Below are 22,217 nucleotides of genomic sequence, written 5' to 3'. Positions count from 1 at the left end.
CCCCGACGCGAGTTTCCGGTCGCAGCCGGAGCCGCGCCTCCTTCCGGGGAGGCGCGGCTTTCTTTTGCGGGGGGCGTCGTGGGGGCGGGGAGCGCCTGAGCGGACCCTGGGGGACAGGAGCGCCTGAGCGGACCCTGGGGGACAGGAGCGCCTGAGCGGACCCTGGAGGATGGGAGCGCCTAAGCGGACCCTGGGGGACGGGAGCGCCTGAGCGGTCCCGCCGCCCTTTGCAGGGCGCGCGGGCGGGGCGTCCGCCGCGCGGCTCGGCGCGCGGCGGCGGGGCTTCAGCGCTGGAGCAGGGCGGTCAGCTCGGGCGCCTGGGCGCGGCCGGAGAGGCGGGCCTCGTAGACATGCACCCCTTCCATCACCCGCTGGACGTAGTTGCGGGTCTCGTCGAAGGGGATCGTCTCGATCCAGTCGACCATGTCCATGCGGCCCGAGCGGGGGTCGCCGAAGGCCGCGATCCACTGGCGCACGCGGTTGGGGCCGGCGTTGTAGCCCGCCGCCGCCAGCGGCCAGGAGCCGAAGTCGTCGATCAGCCCGGCGAGGTAGTCGGTGCCGAGCCGGGCGTTGTAGCGCCAGTCCGCGGTCAGCCGGTTCAGGTCGTAGGGCATCCCCAGGCGCCCGGCGACCAGCTTCGCCGTGCCCGGCATCAGCTGCATCAGCCCGCGCGCGCCGGCGTGGGAGATCGCCTCGGGGTTCATCTCGCTTTCCTGGCGCGCGATCGCCAGCGCCAGCGCCGGGGGCACCGGGCCGGAGGCGTCGGCGAGGTCGACCACCGGGTAGTAGGGCGTGGGCAGCACGATGCCCCCGTTCGCCGCCATCTTGGCGGCGCGCACGGCGATCTCGGGCCGGTCGAGCTCCAGCGCCAGGTGGGCGATGGCGGCCTGGTCGCGGGGGTTGCGCGCCTCGGCGGCGGCGTTGGTCAGCAGCCAGTGGCTGCGCCCCCGCTCGCCCGCCCAGTGCAGCAGCACGCCGGCGCGGACCTGGTTCGACTCGATCGCCGCGGCGTTGCGCCAGTCGGTCGGCGCGTCGACGCCCGAGAGCGAGGCGTCGGCGTCGGCCCCCGCCCGCTCGGCGGCGAGCTGGCCGTAGAAGCTGGTCTGCCAGCGGGCGCCCTCGAGATAGGCCCGCTTGGCGCCCGCGGCGTCGCCCGCCGCCTCCCGCGCGCGGCCCATCCAGTACCAGCCGCGGCCGAGGCTGATGGGGGTGTCCACCGTCTCGAGGAAGCGGGCGAAATGGGCCTGGGCGGCGGCGGGATCGTTCAGCCAGCGCACCGCGATCCAGCCGGCGAGCCACTCCAGCTCGTTGTAGTCGTAGCCGTCGGACGGGCTCAGGTGGTGCTGGGCGGCGAGCAGGTAGGCCTGCCGGTAGCGCCCGGCGCGCTGGTCCTCGCGCACCATGTCGATGCGCTCGTCGGCCCAGGCCGAGGGCCGGCCCAGGGCGGCGGCGGAGGTCGAGCGCTCGCGCATCATCTGCTCGGCGCTGTCGCGCAGGCCGTGCTTCTCGCGCCAGCGGAAGCGCTCGTAGGCGAGGCCGGCGTCGCCGGCCAGCGCCGCCGGCACCCGGGCGACGAGCGTGTCGACGCCCGGGTCGCCGCGGCGCAGCGAGATGCGCGCGCGCGCCAGCGCCTGGTGGGCGGCGTCGACGCGGCCGAGCATCCGCTCCGCCTCGCCGGTCAGGCCGCGCCACAGCAGCATGTCGAGCCGCTCGACATGATAAGGGGCGAGCACGCCGCCCCAGTTCGCCAGCAGGCGCGATTCCTCGTCCGGGGTCAGCGACTTCTCGCGCCAGGCGTAGACGGCGGTGTCGCGCGCGGCCTGGGTCTGGCCGTCGGCGAGCTGCGCCTGGGCCAGCGCCAGGGCGCCGGAGCCGGTCAGCGGGGTCTGGCCCGCGAAGAAGGCCGTCACCTCCGAGGGGCGCAGGTTGAGGGGCATCTTCCGCTCCGCCTCGCGGCGGATCATGTCGGTCTGCGGCCAGTCGGGGTTGCGGGCGAGGAAGTCGCGCGCGTCGAAGAAGCCGCCCTCGCCGGCCGACAGCCAGCGCCAGCGGACATAGTCCATGGCGGCCGGGTCGCGGGTCGCCTCGGCGTACTGGAAGGCCGCCGCCCACTGGTCGGCGCGCACCGCCTCGGCCACGGGGACGAAGCGCGCGCCCTCGGAGCGTTGCGGGAAGGCCAGCGCGGGAAGCGCGGTGGAGCTCAAAAGCAGCGCCGTCGCCAGGGCAAGCCCGGCGGGTCGGCGGGAACGCCGAAGGGGGGTCATCGCAACGCCTTTCGCCTCGGGCCGCCGGTCTGCGCCGGCTGGCCGGTTTCGGAGTGAATCATAGCACGCGGCGCGGCGGGCGCGAACGGGGACTTGGGCCCCCGCGCGGCCGCACGGCGCCGAACGGTTCACGAATTCGCTGGGTGGGACGGCGTCCCCGTCTCCGGACGCGGCCCGCTACCAGCCCGGCCCGGCCGAGACGCCGCCGTCGACGGTCAGCGTCGCGCCGGTGACGAAGCGCGCGGCGTCCGACAGCAGGAACAGCGCCGCGTCAGCCACCTCCTCCGGCGCGCCGGGGCGCCCGAGCGGGGCCGCCGCGCGCCAGCGCGCCAGCCCTTCGGGCCACCGAGCCTCCAGCCCGGGGCGGTCGATCAGGCCGGGGGCCAGCGCGTTGACCCGCATCGGCGCGAACTCCAGCGCCGCGGCCTTCGCCAGCATCTCGAGCCCCGCCTTGGAGGCGGCGTAGGCCCCGTGCCCGGGCGCCGCGCGCGCCCCCTCGATCGAGGACACCAGCAGGGCCGCGCGCCCCTCCGGCGCCTCCGCCTGGGCCGCGAAGGCGGCGAGCAGGGCGCGGGCGGCGGAGAGGTTGACGGCCATCACCGCCTCCCACGCCGCGGCGTCGGAGAGGGGGGCGAGGTCCTGGCGGGCCGCGGCATGCACCAGCAGGTCGAGCGGCCCGGCCCCGCCCACCAGCGTCGGGATCCGCGCGGGGTCCGAGAGGTCGGCGCGCACCGCCCGCGCCGCGCGTCCCGCCTCGCGCAGGCGCGCGGCCAGCGCCTCGGCGGCGGAGTGGTTGGCATGGGCCTGGAGCACCACCTCCGCCCCCGCCTCGGCGAGCCGCGCGGCCAGCGCCGCGCCGAGGCCGCCGGAGGCGCCGGTGACGAGCGCCCGGCGTCCGGTCAGGTCGAGAAGCGAGGCGACGGGCGGGGCGGATGGGCGGTCGGTCATGGCGACCTCCGGTCTCGGCGGGGGGCGTCGCGATGGTCGCCCCGGCGGGCGGCGGAAATCAAGCGTGCGCGTGATAGGGCTGCCCGGACGGGCCCGGAAAACGCGAGGGGCGCGGACAGGGCGCCTGGGGCAGGGATCCCCGGGCAGGGGCCCGGGACCCGCCGGCGTCAGGGCAGGTCGGGGGCCAGGGCCTCGACCAGGCGGGCGATGCGGGCGCCGGCGCGGGCGGCGTTCTCCAGCACCTCCTCGATGGTGTCGGGCTGCTGCTCGGGGCCGCCGTCGGCGGCGTTGGTGATCGCCGAGAGGCCCAGCACCTTCATGCCGGCGTGGTTCGCCGCGATCACCTCCAGCACCGTCGACATGCCCACCGCGTCGCCGCCCGAGGCGCGCAGCCAGCGCCGCTCGGCCGAGGTTTCCAGCGAGGGGCCGGTGATGCCGGCGTAGATGCCGGCGGGCAGATCCTCGCCGATCTTCATCGCCGCGTCGCGGGCGAGCTCGCGCAGCTCCGGCGCATAGGCGCGGCTCATGTCGGGGAAGCGGGGGCCGAGCGCGTCGTCGTTGGGGCCGATCAGCGGGTTCTGCCCGGTGAGGTTCAGGTGATCCTCGATCAGCATCGGAACGCCGGGCTTCAGCGCGGGGTTCAGCGCGCCGGCGGCGTTGGTCACCACCAGCGTCTTCGCCCCCATCGCCGCCATCAACCACACGGGCAGCGCCACGTCCTGGGCGCTCCACCCCTCGTAGAGGTGCACGCGCCCCTGCATCAGCGCCGCGCGCCGCCCGAACAGCCGCCCGATCACGAAACGCCCGGCATGGCTGGGGGCGGTGGAGATCGGGAAGCCGGGGATCTCGGCGTAGGGGATATGCGTCGCCCCCTCCACCGCGTCGGCGAGCTGGCCGAGGCCGGAGCCGAGGATCATCGCGATCTCGGGCGCTTCGCCGAGGCGCGGGGTCGCCGCCTCGACGGCGGCGGCGAGGCGGGGGGCGAGGGCGGGAGCGGAAGGGGTCATGCGATCGAGGCCTTGATGGCGGGAACCAGGGCGCGGACCTCGTCGAGGGTCTCGCGCATGTCGAAGACCACCAGCTCGCGCTCGCGCACCCGCCACTCGCCGTCGACGAAGACATGCACCACGTCGGAGCGGGAGGCGGAATAGACCGCGTGCGTCATCGGGTCGAACATCGGCACCGCATGGGGGCGCGAGACGTCGAGCACCTGGAAGTCCGCGGCCTTGCCGACCTCCAGCGAGCCGGCGAGCCCCCCGATCCCCAGCGCCTTCGCGCCGTTGATCGTGGCCATCTCCAGCGCCTGGCGGGTGGTCACCGCGTCCGCCCGCCCCGAGGCCGCCTTGTGCAGGGTCGCGGCCAGCCGCAGCGCCTGCCACATGTCGATGTCGTTGCCCGAGATCGCCCCGTCGGTGCCCAGCGTCACGTGGACGCCGCGCTCCAGCATCTCGGGGATGCGCGCGAAGCCGGAGGCGAGCTTGAGGTTCGAGACCGGGTTGTGCGCCACCACCGCCCCCGTGCGCGCGAGGATGTCGAGCTCCTCGTCGTCGCAATGCACGCAATGGGCCAGCACCGTGCGCGGGTCCAGGATCCCCAGCGCGTCCATGTGCCGGACCACCGAGGTCCCGTAGCTGTCGCGCACCGTCGCCTGCTCGACCGCGGTCTCGGCGCAGTGGACCGAGAACAGGGCGCCGCGGGCGTCGGCCATGGCCTTCGCCAGCTTCAGGTTCTCGGGGCCGACGGTGTAGGCGCCATGGGGGAAGGTCCCGGGCAGCAGGCGGTCGGTCCGGGGGTGGGCCTCGAAGAACGCCTCGGCGTCGCGCGGGCGGTCGTCCGCGGTCTTGCCGTCCATGCCGGGGAAGTCGAAGAACAGCCCGCCGGTGGAGACGCGCAGACCCAGCTCGGCGCCCGCGGCGGCCGAGCTCTCGGGGTGCCAGAACATGTCCATCACCGAGGTGCAGCCCGAGAGCAGCAGCTCGGCGTAGCCCAGGCGCGCGCCGAGGCGGCAGGTGTCGGCGTCGAGGATCGCGCCTTCGGCCTTCCACACGGTCTGCAGCCAGGGCTCGAGCGGCAGGTTCTCGACCAGGCCGCGGAACAGGCAGTCGGCGGCGTGGCAGTGGGTGTTCACCAGGCCCGGCATCACCAGGCCGCCCTGGGCGTCCAACACCTCCTGGGCGCGGTCGGGGACCTGGCCGAGGGCGGTGATGCGGCCGTTCTCGACGGCGATCCCGCCCTCGATCACGGTTCCCGCAGGGTCCGCGGTCAGGATCACGGCGTTGCGGACGACTAGGTCGGTCATGGGCCCTCCGGCGGCTGCGGCGCGGCGGAGCCTAGGAGGAAAGCCGGGCGATGGAAACCCGCGCCGCGGCGGCGGGGGGCGGGGAAAAAGGGCCCGCCGCTCCGCGCGCCCGAAGGCAGGTCGGGCGGGGGAGGGACGGGCCAGGGAGCGGCCGCGCGTCGGGCGAGAGACGCGGGGGCCGGGCGGGGCGGAGGCGGGCTCCGCGCCCCGCGCGGCGGCCGGATCGACGCGAGGGCGGCGCGATCCGGCCGCGAGGGGCTCAGGCCGCGGTGGCGGCCTCGGCGACGGCGCGGACCGTGGGCGCGACGGCGCGGGCGCCGGGGAAGGCCGCCAGCTTGCCGCCGGCGGTCAGCAGGGCGTGGAGGGCGGGGTCGAGATCGACCGACAGGCCCCGCCGGTCCCGGGCGATCGCCACATGCAGGTCGATGCGGGTCAGCGTCCACTCCAGCTCGCGCGCCTGGTCCTCCAGCAGCCGGCGGGCGTCGAGGGTCAGGCCCGCGTCCGCCAGCCGCCGCTCGGCCGCCGCCAGCCGCCCCCGCAGGCGGGTCGAGACCGCCAGCGCCAGCCGCTCCAGCGTCGCGGCGGGCAGCGAGGGCAGGGCGTCGGCGAGAACGGCGTCGGGGGTGGTCATGGCGGGCTCCTGGTCGGCATCAATTCGCTGAAGAGTTGATGCCATCTTTCGCCGCGCGATCCGAGCGCGCGACCGGGCGCCCGGCGCGCTCGAACGCATGGCGCGCCTACCCGAAAGGATAGGCGCCCGCCGGCCCGCGCGCCGCCCGCCCCGGGCCCCCGGCGCGCGGCCGGCGGCCCTTGCCGAGCGCCTGTTCTCCGGAGCCGTCTCTCGCTGATGCCGATCGGAGCGACTCGGCCGGAGGGGTCAAGGATCGCGAAGCGACCGCGCTTGCGCGGCTCGTCCTTGACCCCTCCGGCCGAGTCGCTCAGGCATCAGAAGCGAGAGACGGCTCCGGAGGACAGGCGCGGGCCCTGTTCTTGGGTGAGTCGGGAGCGTCTTCCGCAGCCGCCCCCAGGCGCCACGCGTTCAGGCCGCGAGCCGCCCCGACAGCGAGTTCGGCCCGCTTTCCACCACGTCGACCATCACCACCTGTCCCGCGGTTTCGGCCGGGGCGAGGAAGTGGACCGCGTGCAGCCAGGGGCTCTTGCCCACCATCTGCCCGTCCAGCCGCCCGGCCTTCTCGACCAGCACCGGCAGGCGCCGCCCGACCATCGAGGTCTGGAACGCCTTCTGGTCGCGCGAGATCACCGCGTTCAGGCGGGCGAGACGCTCGTCCTTCACCGGCTCGGGGACCTGCTCGCCGACGCCGGCCGCGGGTGTGCCGGGGCGGGAGGAATACTTGAAGGTGAAGGCCGATCCGTAGCCGACCGCCTCCGCGAGCGCGAGGGTCTGGGCGAATTCGGCTTCGGTCTCGCCGGGGAAGCCGACGATGAAGTCGCCCGACAGGGCGATGTCGGGGCGGGCGGCGCGGATCCGCTCGATGAGCGCCAGGTAGTCGTCCGCCCGGTGGCGGCGGTTCATCGCCTTCAGCACCCGGTCCGAGCCCGACTGCACCGGCAGGTGCAGGTAGGGCATCAGTTTTTCCAGCTCGCCATGGGCGGCGATCAGGTCGTCGGACATGTCGTTGGGATGGGAGGTCGTGTAGCGCAGCCGCTCGATCCCCTCGATCCCCGCGATCTCGCGCAGCAGGCGGGCGAGCGTCCAGTCGCCCCCGTCTGGCCCCTCGCCGTGGTAGGCGTTGACGTTCTGGCCCAGCAGGGTGATCTCGCGCACGCCCTGCTCGGCGAGCGCCCGGGCCTCGCCCAGCAGGCGGGCGGCGGGGCGCGAGACCTCGGCCCCGCGGGTGTAGGGGACCACGCAGAAGGCGCAGAACTTGTCGCAGCCCTCCTGCACGGTCAGGAAGGCCGTCGGGGCCCGCCTGCGGGGCGCGGCCGGCATGCGGAGGAACTTGTCCTCGAGCGGGAACTCGGTGTCGACGCCGCCGTTCGCGACCAGCGCGGGCAGGCGGTGGTAGGCCTGCGGGCCGACGGCGAAGTCGACGGCGGGCTGGCGGCGCAGGATCTCCTCGCCCTCGGCCTGGGCGACGCAGCCGGCGACGCCGATCTTGAGGTCCGGGCGCGCCTCCTTGAGGGGTTTCAGGCGGCCCAGCTCGGAATAGACCTTCTCGGCCGCCTTCTCGCGGATGTGGCAGGTGTTGAGGAGGATCAGGTCCGCCTCCTCCGCCCGGTCGGTCGGCTCGTAGCCCTCGGCCGCCATGACGCCGTGCATGCGCTCGGAGTCGTAGACGTTCATCTGGCAGCCGTAGGTCTTCACGAACAGCTTCTTGGCCATGGGGGCCTCCGGGCCGAGGGTCTTCGCACGCGGCCGCCGCGCGGTCCGCCGGTCGCCCGGCCGCGGGGGCCGGAAATGCATCGCGGCGCGCGGGGGATGCCCCCGCGCGCCGCGGATTGCCTTAGCGCCCTCTCCGCGCCCGTGCAACCGGGCGGCGGGGGAGGGGGATCACTTCGCCTTGGGCTTGCGGCCGAGGCCGATCTGCTTGGCGAGCTCCTGGCGCTTGCGCGCGTAGGCGGGGGCGACCATCGGGTAGTCGGCCGAGAGGCCCCACTTCGCGCGATACTCCTCGGGCGTCATGTCGTAGGCGGTCTTCAGATGCCGCTTGAGCATCTTCAGCTTCTTCCCGTCCTCGAGGCAGATGATGTAGTCGTCGGTCACCGACTTCTTCACCGGAACGGCGGGAATCAGCTCTTCCTGCGGCTCCGGCTTGTCCTCGGCGAGTTCCGAGAGCTTGGCGAAGACGGACTCGATGACGCCCGTCAGGTCCTGCGGCGAAACCGGGTTGTTCGACACGTGCGACGACACGATGTCCGCCGTCAGAGCGAGCAGTTCCGATTTTGCGATAAGCGCGGTGTCCGACATGTTACCTCTCATTGTGACAGCCACGTGAACCGCGGACGGCCCTTTTTCGTGGCTTCGGCGGCGGCAAGCGAACCGCCCCGGTCCGGATAAGAACGTTTCGAGGTCTTAAGACTTCACTACTGCCGCGTCAATTCATATCGGACTGACATATTCGCGAACCGGGGTCCAATCGGCCGGTGTTCGTCTGCATCGAATTCCGGCGATTACGCGGCGCCGTCGCCCGAGGTCCGCGCCTCGACCGCGATTGGTCGGAGCCGCATCGCCACCGCATCGATACGGTTTCCTTTGACGTCGCGGTAATAGCCGCGCCGGCGCCCCACCGGACGCCAGCCGAGCGCAGCGTAAAGCGCCTGCGCCGGGGCGTTGGTGGCGGCGACTTCGAGAAAGGCCTCCTCGGCCCCCGCCGCGGCGGCGAGCGCGACGAACCGCTCCGTCAGCGCGCGTCCCAGGCCCCGTCGGCGGGCCGAGGGACGGGTGGCGAGGGCGACGAGTTCGGCCTCCGGTCCCGCCACGCGGCCCAGCAGCAGCGCGTCGGGGGTCAGCAGGGCGAGCGCGCCGGGCACGGCGGCGAATCCGGCGATCTCGGCCGCCGACCAGGGGCGGCCGGGGACCGTGCCGTCGAAGGCGGCGGCGTGGACTTGCGCCGCGGCGGCGGCCAGCGCGGGATCGGCGGCGAGGCGGGCGGCGAGCTCGGGCAGGGCGCCCGGCGCGGGCGCGCTCACCCGGGCGCGCCGTCCAGCAGCGGCGGCGGCGCCTCCGAGGGCGGATCGGCCTCGGGCGGGCGGGGATAGATCGGGGCCGGGCGCTCGGGCCGCGCGCCCGGCGGCAGGGCGGCGAGCGCGCGGGCCGCGATGCGCGCCACGTCGGCGGCGTCGGGCAGGTCGCCCTCGTCCAGCGCCACGGCGTCGAGGGCGGCGGCGATCTCGCCCGCGCCGGGGCCGCGCACGCAGGCCACGGGGACGTCGGCGAAGGCGTCGGGGATCTCGGCGATCGGGGCCTGGATCGCCTCGCCGAAGGGCATCGCCATGGGGCGGCCCTCGTCGTCGGGGACCAGGTCGAAGAGCTGGGCGTGGCGCTCGTCGCGCCGGGCGGCGGCGAGCGCCAGCACCGGGCCCTGCGCGCCGGCGCGGCCCGCGGCCTCGGCCAGGGCCTGCAGGCGGGGGGCGCCGAGCGCCGGGCGGCCGATCGCCAGCGCCAGCCCGCGGGCGGCGGCGACGCCGATGCGCACGCCGGTGAAGTTGCCGGGGCCGGTGCACACCGCCACCGCGGCGAGGTCGCGCGGCGCGAGGCGGGCCTGCGCCAGCACCTCCTCGATCAGCGGGGCGAGCCGCTCGGCCTGGCCCTTGGTCATCGGCTCGGCCCGGGCCGCGAGCACGCGCCCGCCCGAGACGACCGCGGCCGCGCATTGCGCGGCCGAGGCGTCGATCCCGAGGATAGGGCCGAGGAGGGTCCCGCCGGGCCCGGCGTCAGAACTGGAGGCCGACAGGGCGCACCTCGGTCACTTCGGGGATGTAGTGGCGCAGCAGGTTCTCGATGCCCATCTTCAGCGTCATCGTGGACGACGGGCAGCCCGCGCAGGCGCCCTGCATGTGCAGGTAGACCACGCCGCGGTCGAAGCCGTGGAAGGTGATGTCGCCGCCGTCCTGGGCGACCGCGGGGCGCACGCGGGTGTCGAGCAGCTCCTTGATCTGCACCACGATCTCGCCGTCGGGGCCCGAGTGCTCGGCATGGCCGGTCTGCTGGGCGGCGGCGTCGGCGGCCAGCACGGGGGCGCCGGACTGGTAGTGCTCGAGGATCGCGCCGAGGACGCCGGGCTTCAGATGCGCCCAGTCGCGGCCCTCGGCCTTGGTGACGGTGATGAAGTCGGGGCCGAGGAACACGCCCTCGACGCCCTCGACCGTGAAGATGCGCTCGGCCAGCGGCGAGGCGCCGGCGGCCTCCCTGGCGGGGAAGTCCGCGGAGCCGGCCTGCATCACGGTCTGTCCGGGCAGGAACTTCAGCGTCGCGGGGTTCGGCGTGGATTCGGTCTGGATGAACATGGCGGCCTCCTCATCCCGCCCGATATGGACCCATCGGGCGCGGAAAACAAGAATCGTTCCAAACTTCGGTCGCGCGTCGGGGCCGGCGCCGGGCCTGGCGATGCGCGGCAGGCGCGGGCCCGCGGCGCGGCTGGGAAGCCGCCGTGCCGGCTGCATACGGCGCCCGCGCGGCGAGCGGAAGCCCCGCGGCCGTCGTCCCGGCCCCCGGCCCCGGCCCCGGACGCCGCCCGGCCAAGCCCGCCCGCAGGGCGCCTCCGGGCCGGGGACTTCGGCCTTCCGCCGAGGTCGCGCGTGCGCCTCGCGTCGGAGTCCCGGGCCCGGAGGCGCCCTGCGGGCGGGCTTGGGCCTGGGGCGGGCGACGCTCCTGGAACGGTCAGGCGGGGCGCGGGGCAGGCGTCGCAGGGCATGGGGCGGCGGGCAGGGACCGCCTTGCCGGGGGGCGTTCGGGGCGAGCGGCGAGAGGCCCCGGGTCAAGCCCGGGGCGCCCGTGGGGCCGGGGGGGCGCGCGATCCATGCGGGGGACGGCGCGGGGCGGCTGCGGGGCAGGGCGGCCGCGCCCGGGGTCAGCAGAGGGCGATGACCTGCTCGCGCGACAGGGCGCCCGGGACCACCGTCACCGGGACCGGCATCGAGCCCGCCATCTTGCCCACCAGGTAGCTCACCAGCGGGCCGGGGCCGTTGTCGACGCCGGCGCCGAGGACCAGGACGCCGACCTCGGGGTCCTCCTTGATCTGGGCGAGCACCTGCTCGACGGCCTCGCCCTCGCGGATCACGAACTCAGGCACGATGCCGACGTTCTCCTGCACGGGGCCCGCGACCTCGTGGAAGCGCTTCTCGGCGGCCTCGCGCGCCTCGTGGCGCATCAGGTCGCCGACGCCCAGCCAGTGCTGGAACTCCTCGGGGCGGATCACGAACAGCATCTGCAGCCCGCCGCCGGTCTTCTTGGCGCGGCGGGCGGCGAAGCGGATGGCGTTCATGCACTCGGGCGTCTCGTCGACGACCACCAGGAATTTCCGCAAGGCGACAGGCTCCGCAGGGCCGCGGCGCGCCGCGGCGGGAGGGCGCATCCTCGCGCCGATGCCGCCGGGGTTCAAGCGCCGGTTGCAGGCGGGGGGCGCGAGGGCCCCCCGCCCGCCGTCGCTCAGGTCGCCGGGCCGCCCGGGCGCAGGGCGTGCAGGCACAGGAGCTGCAGGGCGATGGTGGCGCCGGCGAGCGCGGTGATCTCTCCCACGTCGTAGGCGGGCGAGACCTCGACCACGTCCATCCCTCGCACGTCGAGCCCCGCGAGCCCGCGCAGCATCGCCAGCGCCTGCCACGAAGCGAGCCCCCCGCACACCGGCGTGCCGGTCCCCGGCGCGAAGGCGGGGTCGAGGCAGTCGATGTCGAAGGTCACGTAGACCGGCGCCTCCCCCACCCGTTTGCGGATCGCGTCGACGGTCGCGGCGACGCCCTGCTCATGGCACCTGATCGCGTCCCAGACCTCGATGCCCATGGGATCGTCGTTGGTGGTGCGGATGCCGACCTGGATGGACTTCGCGGGGTCGATGACGCCTTCCGAGACGCCGCGGGCGAACATGGTGCCGTGGTCGATCCAGTCGCCCGGCGCCTCCCAGGTGTCGGTGTGGGCGTCGAACTGCACCATCGCCAGCGGCTGGCCGAGCTTCGCCGCCAGCGCCTTCATCGCCGGGTAGGTGGTGAAGTGGTCGCCCCCGATCGCCAGCGGCGTGACGCCGGCGTCGAGGATATGGGCCATGGCCGCCTCGATCGCCGCCGGCACCTGGGTGGGGTGGCCGTGGGGGATCAGCACGTCGCCCCAGTCGATCACGTCCAGCGCCTCGAACGGGTCGAAGGGCGAGGGCCAGGCGCGGCTCCACCCGAGCTGGGCCGAGGCCGCCCGCACCGCGCGGGGGCCGAAGCGCGTGCCGGGGCGGTTGGTCACCGACTGGTCGTAGGGCACGCCCACCACCGCCACGTCGGCGCCCGCCAGGTCCCGCCCGTAGCGGCGGCGGCAGAAGCTGAGCGCGCCGGACCACATCGGCTCGTCATGGGTCACGGCCTTCGAATCCTGCGCCAGGAACGCGTAGTCGCGGCGGTGAGGATCGTGGGAGTCGGTCATCGGGAGGGGCCTCGATTGACAGGGTGTCGATTTGTGATCACATTACCCGCATGACCCTCGCCGACGCAACCCGATCCCAGCGGGCGGAGGCTCCGCAGGACCCTCCCGACGCCGCCTCCGTCCGCCGTGTGATCACGGATGAGGGCGGGGCGACGGCCCATGAGCGGGTCTACAAGCACCTCCGCCGCCGGATCCTGCACGGAGAGATGGCGCCGGGCGACCACCTGACCCTGCGGGGCGTGGCGGGGGAGCTGGGGGTGTCCATGACCCCGGCCCGCGAAGCCGTGCGCCGGCTGGCGGCGGAGGGGGCGCTGGCGATCTCCGCCTCGGGCCGCGTCTCCGCGCCCGTTCTGACGCCGCAGCGGATCGAGGAACTGGCCTCGATCCGGGCGCTGCTGGAGCCCGAACTGGCCGCGCGGGCGCTTCCCCGCGCCCATTTCAGCCTGATCGAGCGCCTCAAGCGCATGAACGACGAGATCGACAAGCATCTCGCCTCCGGCGACGCCGCCGCCTATGTGCGCGGCAACCTGGAGTTCCACCGCACCCTCTACCTGCGCGCGCATGCGCCTGCGATGCTCGCGCTGGCCGAGACGGTGTGGCTGCAGACCGGCCCCTCGATGCGCGCGCTTTATGCGCGGATCGGGATGGGGCGGGTCGCCGACTATCACGCCAAGGCCATCGCGGCGCTGGCGGCGGGGGACGAGGCGGGCCTGCGCCTCGCCATCCGCGCCGACGTGCGCCAGGGCCTGACCATGCTGTCTAACGAGGGCCTCGACTCGGCCTGAGGCGCGACCCGCGCCGACTCGCCCCCGCGCCCTTGCGCGCCGGGGCGGGGGGCGGGAGGCGTGCAAGGGCGCGGGGGCGAGGCTCGCCACCAGGAACCGGACCGATGAACCAGCAGACCAACATCCGCTCCACCGCCGACTACCAGGCGATGGACGCCGCGCACCACTGGCACCCGTTCTCCGACATGGCGGACCTGAACCGGAAGGGATCGCGGGTGATCTCCTCGGCGCAGGGGGTGTGGCTGACCGACACCGACGGGAACCGCTTCATCGACGGCATGTCCGGCCTGTGGTGCGTGAACGTGGGCTACGGGCGCGAGGAGATCGTCGAGGCCGTCGCCCGCCAGCTGCGCGACCTGCCCTACTACAACACCTTCTTCCAGTGCACCCACCCCGCGGCGGCCGAGTTCGCCGAGGCGCTGGCGAACGTGGCGCCCCCGCAGATGAACCGGGTGTTCTTCACCAACTCCGGCTCGGAATCGAACGACACGGTGTTCCGGCTGGCGCGGGTCTACTGGGATTGCCTCGGCAAGCCTTCCAAGAAGATCTTCATCGGGCGGAAGAACGGCTACCACGGCTCCACCGCGACCGCGACGTCGATGGGCGGCATGGCGGCGATGCACGGCCAGTCGGGCCTGCCCTTCAACGGGTTCGCGCATATCGACCAGCCCTACTGGTATGGCGAGGGCCGGCCGGAGGGGCTTTCGCCGGAAGAGTTCGGCAAGCTGCGCGCGAAGCAGCTGGAGGCCAAGATCGACGAGCTGGGCGAGGAAAACGTCTGCGCCTTCATCGCCGAGCCGATCCAGGGCGCCGGCGGCGTGATCATCCCGCCCGAGAGCTACTGGCCCGAGATCCAGCGCATCTGCAACGAGCGCGAGATCCTGCTGATCACCGACGAGGTCATCTGCGGCTTCGGCCGCACCGGCAGCTGGTGGGGCGCCGAGACCTATGGCGTGACCCCCGACCTGATGCCGATCGCCAAGGGCATGACCTCGGGCTACCAGCCGATGGGCGGCGTCTTTATCTCCGACAAGGTCGCGGGCCCGGTGATGGAGAAGGCCGGCGAGTTCTACCACGGCTACACCTACTCCGGTCACCCCGCCGCCTGCGCCGCCGGCCTCGCCTCCCTGCGCATCCTGCAGGAGGAGAAGCTGGTCGAGCGGGTGCGCGACGTGCTGGCGCCCCGGATGGCGAAGCTCTGGGCCGGCCTCGCCGATCACCCGCTGGTGGGCGAGACCCGCACCAGGGGGTTCCTGGGCGCCATAGAGCTGGTGAAGAACAAGGAGACCGGCGAGCGCTTCGACGGCGATCTCGGCGTCGGCGGCATGGCGCGGGACCTGTCGGTGGGCAAGCACGGGCTGGTGATGCGCGCGGTGGGCGACACGATGATCGCCTCGCCCCCCTACGTGATGACCGAGGAGGAGCTCGACGAGATGGCCGCCCGGGCTCGCGCCACGCTCGACGACCTCGCCGACAAGCTGACCCGCGAGGGGCGCCTCTGAGAGCTTCGCGGCCTTGAGATCGGGACCGGCCCCGGCGCCTCGCCGGGGCCGTTTGCGTTCCGGGCGGGCGCTGAGATGGCGCCGGCCTCGCCGGACCGTGCGCGCCCGCCCGAAATGGGCGGGCGGGCGCCATCCCACCTGATTTCGATCTTACTTTACTGAAATATTTGAAAGTATTTGAAGGGCCGCCCGCATCTAACCCCTCGCGATACGTCGTCGGAGAAGCGGGTCTCTCAGACCTGCGAGCGCGGGCGGGGCTGGGCCGCCAGCCCCGCCTCTTCGAGGTGCGCGATCAGGGCGGTCTCGACCGGGGTCATGTGGCGCTCGAGGTCGACCAGCGAGAAGACCTCCACCGTCGGCGCCGGGGCCGCCACCGGGATGCGCCAGAGGCGGGCGCCGTAGCGGGCGGCGTGGCCTTCGGAGAGGCAGCCGAGCGCGGCGCCGTGCTCGATCAGCTCCACCAGGTCCACGATGCCGGACGCCGCCGCGATCATCCGCCCGCCGATGCCGTGGCGCACCCGGTAGCGGGTGAGGGCGGAGAGGGCGCCGGCCATGGCGTCCTCCTCGAACCCCACGACGTCGGAGGCGGAGAGGACCTCGGGGTCGACCTCGTGGCGACGATACAACGGGTGCGCGGGACCGCAGAAGATGCCGAAGCGCTGCGGCTCCAGCGGCTGGGCGCGCAGGCGCTGCACCGGGTCGACGCGGGTGCAGAAGCCGACCGAGGCGATGCGCTGCAGCAGGCCCTGGGCCACGTCATGGCAGGGCGTCGAGCGGATCGAGAGGGTCACGCCGGGGTGCAGGGCGCGGAACGACTCCAGCACCGGCATGGCGAAATCCATGTCGAGGTGGGAGGAGCGGAACACCACCACCGCGCCCGACAGGGCCCGGCCGCCCTCCTCGCCGACGTCGTTGAGGCGGACGACGCCGCCGTAGATCTCCAGCGCCTCGCGGTAGACCGCTTCGCCGGCGCGGGTGACGACGAAGGTCTGGCCGGCGCCGCGCTCGACCAGGCGCAGCTCGAGGCGCTCCTCCAGCCGGCGAAGGGCGGAGGAGACCGAGGGCTGCGAGATGTTCAGACGCTGGGCCGCCCCGGTGATCGACCGCTCCTGCACGATCACCATGAAGGTGCGCAGCAGGTTCCAGTCGAGCTGAACCGCGAGACGGTCGAGCGGGAAGCTCATGCGGCCTCCAGGTCCCGCGCGAAGTGGCAGGCGGCGCGGTGGCGGGGGCCGACGTCCAGGTCCGCCGGGCGGTCGACGTCGCAGATCCCCTTGCGGGCCACGGGGCAGCGGGTGTGGAAGGCGCAGCCGGGGGGCGTGTTGACGGGCGAGGGGATGTCGCCGGTCAGCTCCACGTAGTCCACGCGCGGGCCCTTGGCGCGCGGGTTGGCCTCGGGCGCCGGCGCCGCGGCCAGCAGGGCGCGGGTGTAGGGATGACGGGGGTTTTCGAAGACCTCGGCCACGGGCCCCTCCTCGACGATCCGGCCCAGATACATCACCGCGACGCGCTGGCAAAGGAAACGCACCACTGCGAGGTTGTGGGAGATGAAGAGGGAGGTCATCGACGGCCGCGCCGCCTGAAGCTCCTTGAGGAAGGTCAGGATCTGCGCCTGCACCGAGACGTCCAGCGCCGAGGTCGGCTCGTCCAGCACCAGCACCTCGGGGTCCAGCGCCAGCGCGCGGGCTATGCAGGCGCGCTGCTTCTGGCCGCCGGAGAGCTCGTGCGGGAAGCGGTTGAGGAATTGTTCCGGCAGGCCGACGCGGGCCAGCAGCTCGGCCACCCGCTCGCGCAGGGCGCGGCCGCGCAGGGGCGTGTTCAGGATCAGCCCCTCCGCCACCGAGCGGGAGATCGTCATCCGCGGGTTCAGCGAGGCGTGCGGGTCCTGGAAGATGATCTGCGCGCGAGAGCGCAGCCGGCGGAGCGTGGCCGCCGAGGCGCCCACCACGTCCTCGCCCCCCGCCCGGATCGCGCCGGAGGTGGCCGGGATCAGCCCCAGCGCCGCCTTGCCGATGGTGGACTTGCCGGAGCCGCTCTCGCCCACCAGCCCCACCGTCTCGCCGGCCGCGAGCTTCAGGGTGACGCCGTCCACGGCCTTCACCACCTCGCCCGAGGCGAGGGGGAAGTGGATGCGCAGGTCGTCGAGCTCGAGCATCAGGCGGTCTCCGCTAGGGCGCCGGTGCCGCCAAGAACGCCACCCTCCAGGTGCAGGCGGCAGGCGGCGCGGTGGCCGGGGGCGAGGTCGGCGAAGGGCACGGGGCCGCTCACGCAGGCCGGGCCCGCGTGGGGGCAGCGCGGGGCGAAGCGGCAGCCGGTCGGCGGGTGGAGCAGGTCGGGCAGCGAGCCGGGGATCGAGGCGAGGCTGTCGGCCGGCTTGAACGGGTGGGGCAGGGCCTTGAGGAGGCCGCGGGTGTAGGGGTGCGAGGGAGCGTCGAAGATGCGCTCCACCGGCGCGTCCTCGACGATCTGGCCGGCGTACATGACGGCCACGCGCGAGCAGACCTGCGCCACGACGCCGAGGTCGTGGGAGATCATGATCATCGTCAGGCCCATGTCCTCGACCAGCTCGCCCATCAGCCGCAGGATCTGGGCCTGGATGGTGACGTCGAGCGCGGTGGTCGGCTCGTCGGCGATCAGCAGGCGGGGCTTGGCGGCCAGCGCCATGGCGATCAGCACGCGCTGGCGCATGCCGCCGGAGAGCTCGTGGGGGTAGGCGCGGAACTGCCGCTCGGGGTTGGGCAGGTGCACTTTTTCGAGCATGGCCAGCGCGATGTCCTTCGCCTCGGCCTTGCGGATCCTGCCCTTGGACTGGGCGCGGATGGCGTCCACCAGCTGGGTCCCGACCCGAAAGACCGGGTTCAGGTAGGTCATCGGGTCCTGGAAGATCATCGCGACCTCGGCCCCGCGGATCGAGCGCAGGTCGCGCTCGGGCAGGCCGACCAGCTCGCGCCCCGCGAGCTTGACCGAACCGGCGACGATCCGCGCGGGCGGCGAGGGCAGCAGGCCGAAGGCGGCGCGGGTCAGGACCGACTTGCCGCAGCCGGTCTCGCCGACCAGCCCCAGCGCCTCGCCGGGGCGCAGGTCGAGGGTCACGCCGCCGATGGCGTGGTAGGGGCCGTCGAACGTGTCGAACGCGAGCTCGAGGCCGCGGATGGAGAGAAGCGGGTCGGTCATGGTCCTCACCTCTGCCGCGGGTCGAGCACGTCGCGCAAGCCGTCGCCCATCAGGTTGAAGCCCAGCACGGTCAGGTAGATCGCGAGGCCGGGGAAGAAGGCGCACCACCACCAGTCGGGCAGGTACGAGCGTCCCTGCGCGATCATCGCCCCCCACTCGGGGAACGGCGGCTGCGCGCCGAGGCCGAGAAAGCCCAGCGAGGCGGCCCCGAGGATCGCCATTCCCATGTCCATCGAGGCCTTCACCACGATGGGCGACAGGCAGTTCGGCAGGACATGCACGAAGAGGATGCGGAACGGCCCCGCGCCCAGCGCGCGGGCGGCGTCGACGTAGACCTCGTTGCGCAGGGACAGGGTCTTGGCCTGCACGAGGCGCACGTAGCCGGGCCACCACACGAGGCTCAGCGCCACCATCGCGTTCAGGATCCCCGGGCCCAGCGCGCCGACGATGGCGATGGCGAGGATCAGGCCGGGGATCGAGAGGAAGATGTCGGTGACGCGCATGATCGTCTCGGCGACCCAGCCGCCGGTCATGCCGGCGATCAGGCCCAGCGGCACGCCGATCAGGATGGCGATGCCGGTGACCGTCAGGCCGATCTGCAGGGTCGTGCGCGCGCCGAACAGGACCCGCGAGAAGATGTCGTTGCCGACCTGGTCGGTGCCGAACGGGTGCTCGGCCGAGGGGGGGAGGAGCTTGGCCTCGAAGTTCACCGCGCCCACGGCGTCCTCGGGGAAGGGGGCGACCATCGGGCCGAAGGCGGCGGTGGCGAGGAACAGCACCACCAGCGCGAGGCCCAGCATCGCCGAGATCGAGCGGGAGTAGGTCGCGGCCATGCGGCGCGTCTCGCGGAAGCGCATCGGGCGGCGGGCGGCGGGGGCGGCGGAGAGCGCGGCGTCGGACATCTCGGCGACCTCAGATCTGGGCCCGCACGCGCGGATCGAGCGCGGCGTAGAGCAGGTCGATGACCAGGTTGGTCAGCATGAAGGCGGCGCCGAGAGCCAGGGTCACGGCCATGATCGGCTCGAAGTCGGAGGAGACGGCCGCCTTGGCGGCGTAGAGGCCGATGCCGGGGAAGTCGAAGACCCCCTCGACCAGCACGGTGCCGCCCAGCATCCAGCCGAAGCGCAGGCCGATCATCGCCAGCGTCGGCAGGATCGCGTTCTTCAGCGCATAGGCGCCGATGATCCGCCCGGGCCCGATCCCCTGGGCGCGGGCGTTGACCACGTAGTCGCGGCCCAGCACCTCAAGCATCTCGGCCCGGTTCACGCGGATGATCGCCGCCAGCGCGGGCAGCGACAGCGCCAGCGCCGGCAGCAGCATGTGCCTCAGCGCCTCGGCGAAGGTGTCGAGCCGGCCGGCGAGCAGCGCGTCGACGGTATACATGCCGGTGATCGTCGGCGGCACGTCGGAGAAGACGCCCAGGCGCCCCCTCAGCGGAAACAGGTCCAGCTCCAGCGCCAGATACCATTGCAGCATCAGGCCCAGCCAGAACATCGGCAGCGCCACGCCCGAGACCGCGATCAGCCGGATCAGGTGGTCGGAGGCCTTGTTCTGCCGCACCGCGGCCGCCACCCCCAGCGGAATGCCGAAGACGATCGCGAGCGTGATGGCGAACAGCACCAGCTCGAGCGTGGCGGGCAGGAAGGTCGCCATGTCCTCGGCCACCGGGCGGCCGGTGTAGACGGAGGTCCCCAGGTCCCCGGTCAGCAGGTCGGAGACGTAGTAGGCGAAGCGCAGGGGCAGGGGCTGGTCGAGGCCCCGCTCGACCCGGATCCGCTCGACCATCTCCTGCGTCGCGTCGGGGCCGGCGGCGAGGCGCGCGGGATCGCCGGGGGCGATGTTGGCGACGGTGAAGGTCACCACGGCCAGTCCCAGCAGCATCAGCGCCGTCAGCGCCAGGCGCTTGAGGATCAGTCGGCTCATCGAGGCGGCGCTCCGGAACGGACGGGGGGAAGGGATGGGGCGGCGGGGCCAGGGAGGGAGCCCCGCCGCCGGGGCGAAGCGGCACGCGTCAGGGGGGACGCCGCTTCGCCGGTCAGGCGCCCGAGGGGGGATCAGGGCGCCTGGATGTGCAGCGGGTAGAGGTCCACCTCGCCGGTCATGCGGATCGGGCTGTCGGCATAGCCCTTCACCCAGTCGCGATGGGCGAAGGAGCGGTTGCGCATCATCCCGAAGACCTCGGGCTGCAGCTCGACGATCCGGGCCTGGATCTGCGCGTAGATCGGCTCGCGCTCGGACCACTCCGACAGGCTGCGGGCCTCCATGATCATCGCGTTCAGCTCCGCGTCGTCGAGGAAGTGCGAGCCGTAGTATTTCCCGTGCGAGGACGGGTGATACTGGATCGCCACCGCGTCGGGGTCGGTCGAGACCGGGGTCGCGAAGATGCACATCAGGTCGGGCGACTGCGCGGGATCGGCGGCGCGGGCGACCATGTTGGGCCAGGTCAGGGGGACCATCTCCAGCTCGATGTTCAGCGCCTTGAGGCTGTCGAGGAGCGCGAGGCCCATCTGGCGCTGCTGCTCCAGACCCTGGACGTAGACGAATTCCAGCGTGATCCCGCCCTCGGGCCAGGCGGACTTGGCGAGATATTCTTTCGCCTTCTCGAGGTCCTGGCGCGGAATGCCCTCGACGTCGACATGGCCGCGGATGGCGTCGGTGAAGGGGCTGTCCTGGAGCTTGGCCTGGCCGTTGTAGATCTTGATCAGGCTGTCGTAGTCGAACGCGTAGGCCACCGCCTTGCGCAGGTTGACGTCCGACATGTGCTGCCCTTGGGTGTTCATCTTGAACCCGAAGGAGGTCAGCGCGGGGGTCGAGGTGATCTCGATCTCGTTGCGGGCGCCGACGGCGTCGAGCTCCTCCGGCGTCAGGTCGGTCACCAGGTCCGCCTCGCCCTTCAGCAGGGAGGCGCGCTGCGAGGAGCTCTCGCGGATCAGGCGGTAGATGATCCCGCCCATCGCGTCGTCCTCATAGGGGAACCCCTTCCAGTAGTCGGGGTTGCGCTTCAGCCAGTAGGCCGTGCCCTGGTCGAATTTCTCGAGCGTGTAGGGGCCCGAGCCCGCCTCGTTGGTCGCCAGCCAGGCCTTGCCGAAGTCGCCGTCGACGACGTTCGCCTCGACCTGGGCGGGGTTCACCACGAACCACCAGGGCAGGAACGACAGGAACGGCGCGTAGGGACGATCGAGCGTGAATTCGACGGTGTGGGCGTCCACGGCCTTGATGTTCTCGGGCTTCAGCACGTCCGAGAGCATCCAGGCGACGCCCTCGTTCATGTTCAGCACGCGCTGGTAGGAATAGACGACCGCCTCGGCGGTCACCGGGTCGCCGTTGTGGAAGGTCGCGTTCTGCGCGAGGTGGAAGGTCCAGGTCAGCCCGTCCTCCGAGGTCTCCCAGCTTTCGGCGAGCCAGGGCTTCACCTGCGGGGGATCGCCCTCGTATTTCACCAGGCCGTCGTAGAGGGCCTGGGTCATCATCCGGATCGCGTAGTCGTAGGACTGGCCGGGATCGACGTGGGAGACGGCCTGCCGGCCCCCGATCACCATCCAGAACTTGCCGTCGACCTTCTCGACCGCGTTCGCGGGCGACACGGCGGCGACGGCGGCGGCGAGCGCCAGCGCCGCCGCGGCGGCGCGCCCGCCTTTCAGGGCCTTCCACATCACGTTTCGCATCCTTCCTGTCGGGGGGCGCAGGGTCCGCGGGTCGGAGGGATGGCTCCGACCCGCGTCCCGGCGCCTTGAGCTGGCGTCCCTCCCGCCCCTGCGGACAGGTCGAACGCCGGAGAGCTTCGGCGGGAGCATTCAAGTCAGATGCGTGACAGCAGGAAAACTAGCCATTCCTGATGCGCGGTATTCGCGGGGCCTATGAAAGGTCCGGACCGGCGCCGCCTTTGCGGGCGAACTGCATGGAGGCTGGGCGCCCCAGCGCCGGAAAGGCCCGGATTCACGCCGCGCGGCCCCGCGGGGTCATCCGGCCGGGCCGGCGCCATAGGCTGGACGGATGACGGGCATCCGTCTTCGTTATTTGCGCGGACAAGGGGGGGCGGGTCTCTTCGAGAGGCGACGCAGCCCGACCGCCCCCTTTCCGGCGGGCCCGACGTCGCCCGACACCCCGTCGCGGCCGGCAGCCGCGCCGACCTCATGTCGTCGATCCCGGAGGACCCCGCCC

20 protein-coding genes are annotated in these 22,217 nt (G+C 73.2%); 2 read left to right on the top strand and 18 right to left on the bottom strand.

The window, feature by feature from the left end; translation table 11 throughout:
- Nucleotides 1–284 precede the first annotated feature (284 nt).
- The 12 genes from BM064_RS19865 to speB all read right to left on the bottom strand — a co-directional run bounded on the left by BM064_RS19865 (nt 285) and on the right by speB (nt 12,595).
- On the bottom strand, nt 285–2,204 hold the full coding sequence (locus BM064_RS19865) for a lytic transglycosylase domain-containing protein (RefSeq protein ID WP_092862672.1): 1,920 nt from the start codon (nt 2,202–2,204) through the stop codon (nt 285–287).
- A gap of 237 nt (nt 2,205–2,441) precedes the next feature.
- Nucleotides 2,442–3,212, bottom strand: coding sequence for an SDR family NAD(P)-dependent oxidoreductase (locus BM064_RS19860; protein ID WP_092862669.1), 771 nt, complete (start codon nt 3,210–3,212; stop codon nt 2,442–2,444).
- 167 nt (nt 3,213–3,379) lie between these two features.
- On the bottom strand, nt 3,380–4,219 hold the full coding sequence (locus tag BM064_RS19855) for a purine-nucleoside phosphorylase (RefSeq protein WP_092862666.1): 840 nt from the start codon (nt 4,217–4,219) through the stop codon (nt 3,380–3,382).
- Nucleotides 4,216–5,511: an amidohydrolase gene (locus BM064_RS19850; protein ID WP_092862663.1), complete on the bottom strand. Its 1,296-nt coding sequence runs from the start codon at nt 5,509–5,511 to the stop codon at nt 4,216–4,218. Before BM064_RS19850 ends, BM064_RS19855 begins: the two co-directional genes overlap by 4 nt.
- Nucleotides 5,512–5,770: 259 nt before the next feature.
- Nucleotides 5,771–6,142 (bottom strand): hypothetical protein, encoded by a 372-nt coding sequence (locus tag BM064_RS19845; RefSeq protein WP_092862660.1) that lies wholly within the window; start codon nt 6,140–6,142, stop codon nt 5,771–5,773.
- Nucleotides 6,143–6,550: 408 nt separating this feature from the next.
- Nucleotides 6,551–7,855, bottom strand: a complete 1,305-nt coding sequence (miaB, locus tag BM064_RS19840; RefSeq protein WP_092862657.1) for a tRNA (N6-isopentenyl adenosine(37)-C2)-methylthiotransferase MiaB — start codon at nt 7,853–7,855, stop codon at nt 6,551–6,553.
- Between the two features lie 168 nt (nt 7,856–8,023).
- A complete protein-coding gene (locus tag BM064_RS19835) occupies nt 8,024–8,440 on the bottom strand; it encodes a Ros/MucR family transcriptional regulator (protein ID WP_092862654.1) in 417 nt (138 codons plus the stop codon).
- A gap of 203 nt (nt 8,441–8,643) precedes the next feature.
- A complete protein-coding gene (locus BM064_RS28130; protein WP_177236334.1) occupies nt 8,644–9,162 on the bottom strand; it encodes a GNAT family N-acetyltransferase in 519 nt (172 codons plus the stop codon).
- Nucleotides 9,159–9,866, bottom strand: coding sequence for a tRNA (adenosine(37)-N6)-threonylcarbamoyltransferase complex dimerization subunit type 1 TsaB (gene tsaB / locus BM064_RS28125; RefSeq protein WP_342741384.1), 708 nt, complete (start codon nt 9,864–9,866; stop codon nt 9,159–9,161). Before tsaB ends, BM064_RS28130 begins: the two co-directional genes overlap by 4 nt.
- A 40-nt stretch (nt 9,867–9,906) precedes the next feature.
- Nucleotides 9,907–10,479: a NifU family protein gene (locus tag BM064_RS19820; RefSeq protein ID WP_092862649.1), complete on the bottom strand. Its 573-nt coding sequence runs from the start codon at nt 10,477–10,479 to the stop codon at nt 9,907–9,909.
- A 563-nt stretch (nt 10,480–11,042) separates the two neighbouring features.
- Nucleotides 11,043–11,498, bottom strand: a complete 456-nt coding sequence (locus BM064_RS19815) for a universal stress protein (RefSeq protein WP_092862646.1) — start codon at nt 11,496–11,498, stop codon at nt 11,043–11,045.
- A gap of 122 nt (nt 11,499–11,620) precedes the next feature.
- Nucleotides 11,621–12,595 carry an agmatinase gene (speB, locus tag BM064_RS19810; RefSeq protein WP_092862643.1) on the bottom strand — a complete coding sequence of 325 codons (975 nt, stop codon included), beginning with the start codon at nt 12,593–12,595 and terminating at the stop codon, nt 11,621–11,623.
- Between the two features lie 50 nt (nt 12,596–12,645).
- Between speB and BM064_RS19805 the strand changes: the two genes are divergently transcribed.
- Complete coding sequence (locus BM064_RS19805; RefSeq protein WP_092862640.1) at nt 12,646–13,380, top strand: GntR family transcriptional regulator; 735 nt, start codon at nt 12,646–12,648, stop codon at nt 13,378–13,380.
- 104 nt (nt 13,381–13,484) lie between these two features.
- Nucleotides 13,485–14,882, top strand: a complete 1,398-nt coding sequence (locus BM064_RS19800; protein WP_092862637.1) for an aspartate aminotransferase family protein — start codon at nt 13,485–13,487, stop codon at nt 14,880–14,882.
- Between the two features lie 233 nt (nt 14,883–15,115).
- On the opposite strand, the gene BM064_RS19795 is transcribed toward BM064_RS19800, so the two are convergent.
- The 6 genes from BM064_RS19795 to BM064_RS19770 all read right to left on the bottom strand — a co-directional run bounded on the left by BM064_RS19795 (nt 15,116) and on the right by BM064_RS19770 (nt 21,709).
- On the bottom strand, nt 15,116–16,066 hold the full coding sequence (locus BM064_RS19795) for a LysR family transcriptional regulator (RefSeq protein WP_092862634.1): 951 nt from the start codon (nt 16,064–16,066) through the stop codon (nt 15,116–15,118).
- Nucleotides 16,063–17,037, bottom strand: a complete 975-nt coding sequence (locus tag BM064_RS19790) for an ABC transporter ATP-binding protein (protein WP_092862631.1) — start codon at nt 17,035–17,037, stop codon at nt 16,063–16,065. The genes BM064_RS19795 and BM064_RS19790 overlap by 4 nt, the downstream gene beginning before the upstream one ends.
- Entirely contained in the window at nt 17,037–18,056 is a 1,020-nt protein-coding gene (locus tag BM064_RS19785; protein ID WP_092862629.1) for an ABC transporter ATP-binding protein, read from the bottom strand. The genes BM064_RS19790 and BM064_RS19785 overlap by 1 nt, the downstream gene beginning before the upstream one ends.
- A gap of 5 nt (nt 18,057–18,061) precedes the next feature.
- Nucleotides 18,062–18,958 (bottom strand): ABC transporter permease, encoded by an 897-nt coding sequence (locus BM064_RS19780; protein ID WP_092862626.1) that lies wholly within the window; start codon nt 18,956–18,958, stop codon nt 18,062–18,064.
- A gap of 10 nt (nt 18,959–18,968) precedes the next feature.
- Entirely contained in the window at nt 18,969–19,979 is a 1,011-nt protein-coding gene (locus tag BM064_RS19775) for an ABC transporter permease (protein WP_092862623.1), read from the bottom strand.
- A 131-nt stretch (nt 19,980–20,110) separates the two neighbouring features.
- Complete coding sequence (locus BM064_RS19770; protein WP_092862619.1) at nt 20,111–21,709, bottom strand: ABC transporter substrate-binding protein; 1,599 nt, start codon at nt 21,707–21,709, stop codon at nt 20,111–20,113.
- Nucleotides 21,710–22,217 lie beyond the last annotated feature (508 nt).

Source organism: Albimonas pacifica (assembly GCF_900113695.1).
Taxonomy (GTDB): Bacteria; Pseudomonadota; Alphaproteobacteria; order Rhodobacterales; family Rhodobacteraceae; genus Albimonas; species Albimonas pacifica.
The sequence above is the reverse complement of the archived record's forward strand: the minus strand, read 5'-3'. Positions and strand labels throughout refer to the sequence as shown.

Excerpts from the sequence above, each read along its gene's own strand:
- BM064_RS19860 (WP_092862669.1), bottom strand. The coding sequence starts at position 3,212 with ATGACCGACCGCCCATCCGCCCCGCCCGTCGCCTCGCTTCTCGACCTG.
- BM064_RS19855 (WP_092862666.1), bottom strand. The coding sequence starts at position 4,219 with ATGACCCCTTCCGCTCCCGCCCTCGCCCCCCGCCTCGCCGCCGCCGTC.
- BM064_RS19850 (WP_092862663.1), bottom strand. The coding sequence starts at position 5,511 with ATGACCGACCTAGTCGTCCGCAACGCCGTGATCCTGACCGCGGACCCT.
- BM064_RS19845 (WP_092862660.1), bottom strand. The coding sequence starts at position 6,142 with ATGACCACCCCCGACGCCGTTCTCGCCGACGCCCTGCCCTCGCTGCCC.
- miaB (WP_092862657.1), bottom strand. The coding sequence starts at position 7,855 with ATGGCCAAGAAGCTGTTCGTGAAGACCTACGGCTGCCAGATGAACGTC.
- BM064_RS19835 (WP_092862654.1), bottom strand. The coding sequence starts at position 8,440 with ATGTCGGACACCGCGCTTATCGCAAAATCGGAACTGCTCGCTCTGACG.
- BM064_RS19820 (WP_092862649.1), bottom strand. The coding sequence starts at position 10,479 with ATGTTCATCCAGACCGAATCCACGCCGAACCCCGCGACGCTGAAGTTC.
- speB (WP_092862643.1), bottom strand. The coding sequence starts at position 12,595 with ATGACCGACTCCCACGATCCTCACCGCCGCGACTACGCGTTCCTGGCG.
- BM064_RS19805 (WP_092862640.1), top strand. The coding sequence starts at position 12,646 with ATGACCCTCGCCGACGCAACCCGATCCCAGCGGGCGGAGGCTCCGCAG.
- BM064_RS19800 (WP_092862637.1), top strand. The coding sequence starts at position 13,485 with ATGAACCAGCAGACCAACATCCGCTCCACCGCCGACTACCAGGCGATG.
- BM064_RS19795 (WP_092862634.1), bottom strand. The coding sequence starts at position 16,066 with ATGAGCTTCCCGCTCGACCGTCTCGCGGTTCAGCTCGACTGGAACCTG.
- BM064_RS19790 (WP_092862631.1), bottom strand. The coding sequence starts at position 17,037 with ATGCTCGAGCTCGACGACCTGCGCATCCACTTCCCCCTCGCCTCGGGC.
- BM064_RS19785 (WP_092862629.1), bottom strand. The coding sequence starts at position 18,056 with ATGACCGACCCGCTTCTCTCCATCCGCGGCCTCGAGCTCGCGTTCGAC.
- BM064_RS19780 (WP_092862626.1), bottom strand. The coding sequence starts at position 18,958 with ATGTCCGACGCCGCGCTCTCCGCCGCCCCCGCCGCCCGCCGCCCGATG.
- BM064_RS19775 (WP_092862623.1), bottom strand. The coding sequence starts at position 19,979 with ATGAGCCGACTGATCCTCAAGCGCCTGGCGCTGACGGCGCTGATGCTG.
- BM064_RS19770 (WP_092862619.1), bottom strand. The coding sequence starts at position 21,709 with ATGTGGAAGGCCCTGAAAGGCGGGCGCGCCGCCGCGGCGGCGCTGGCG.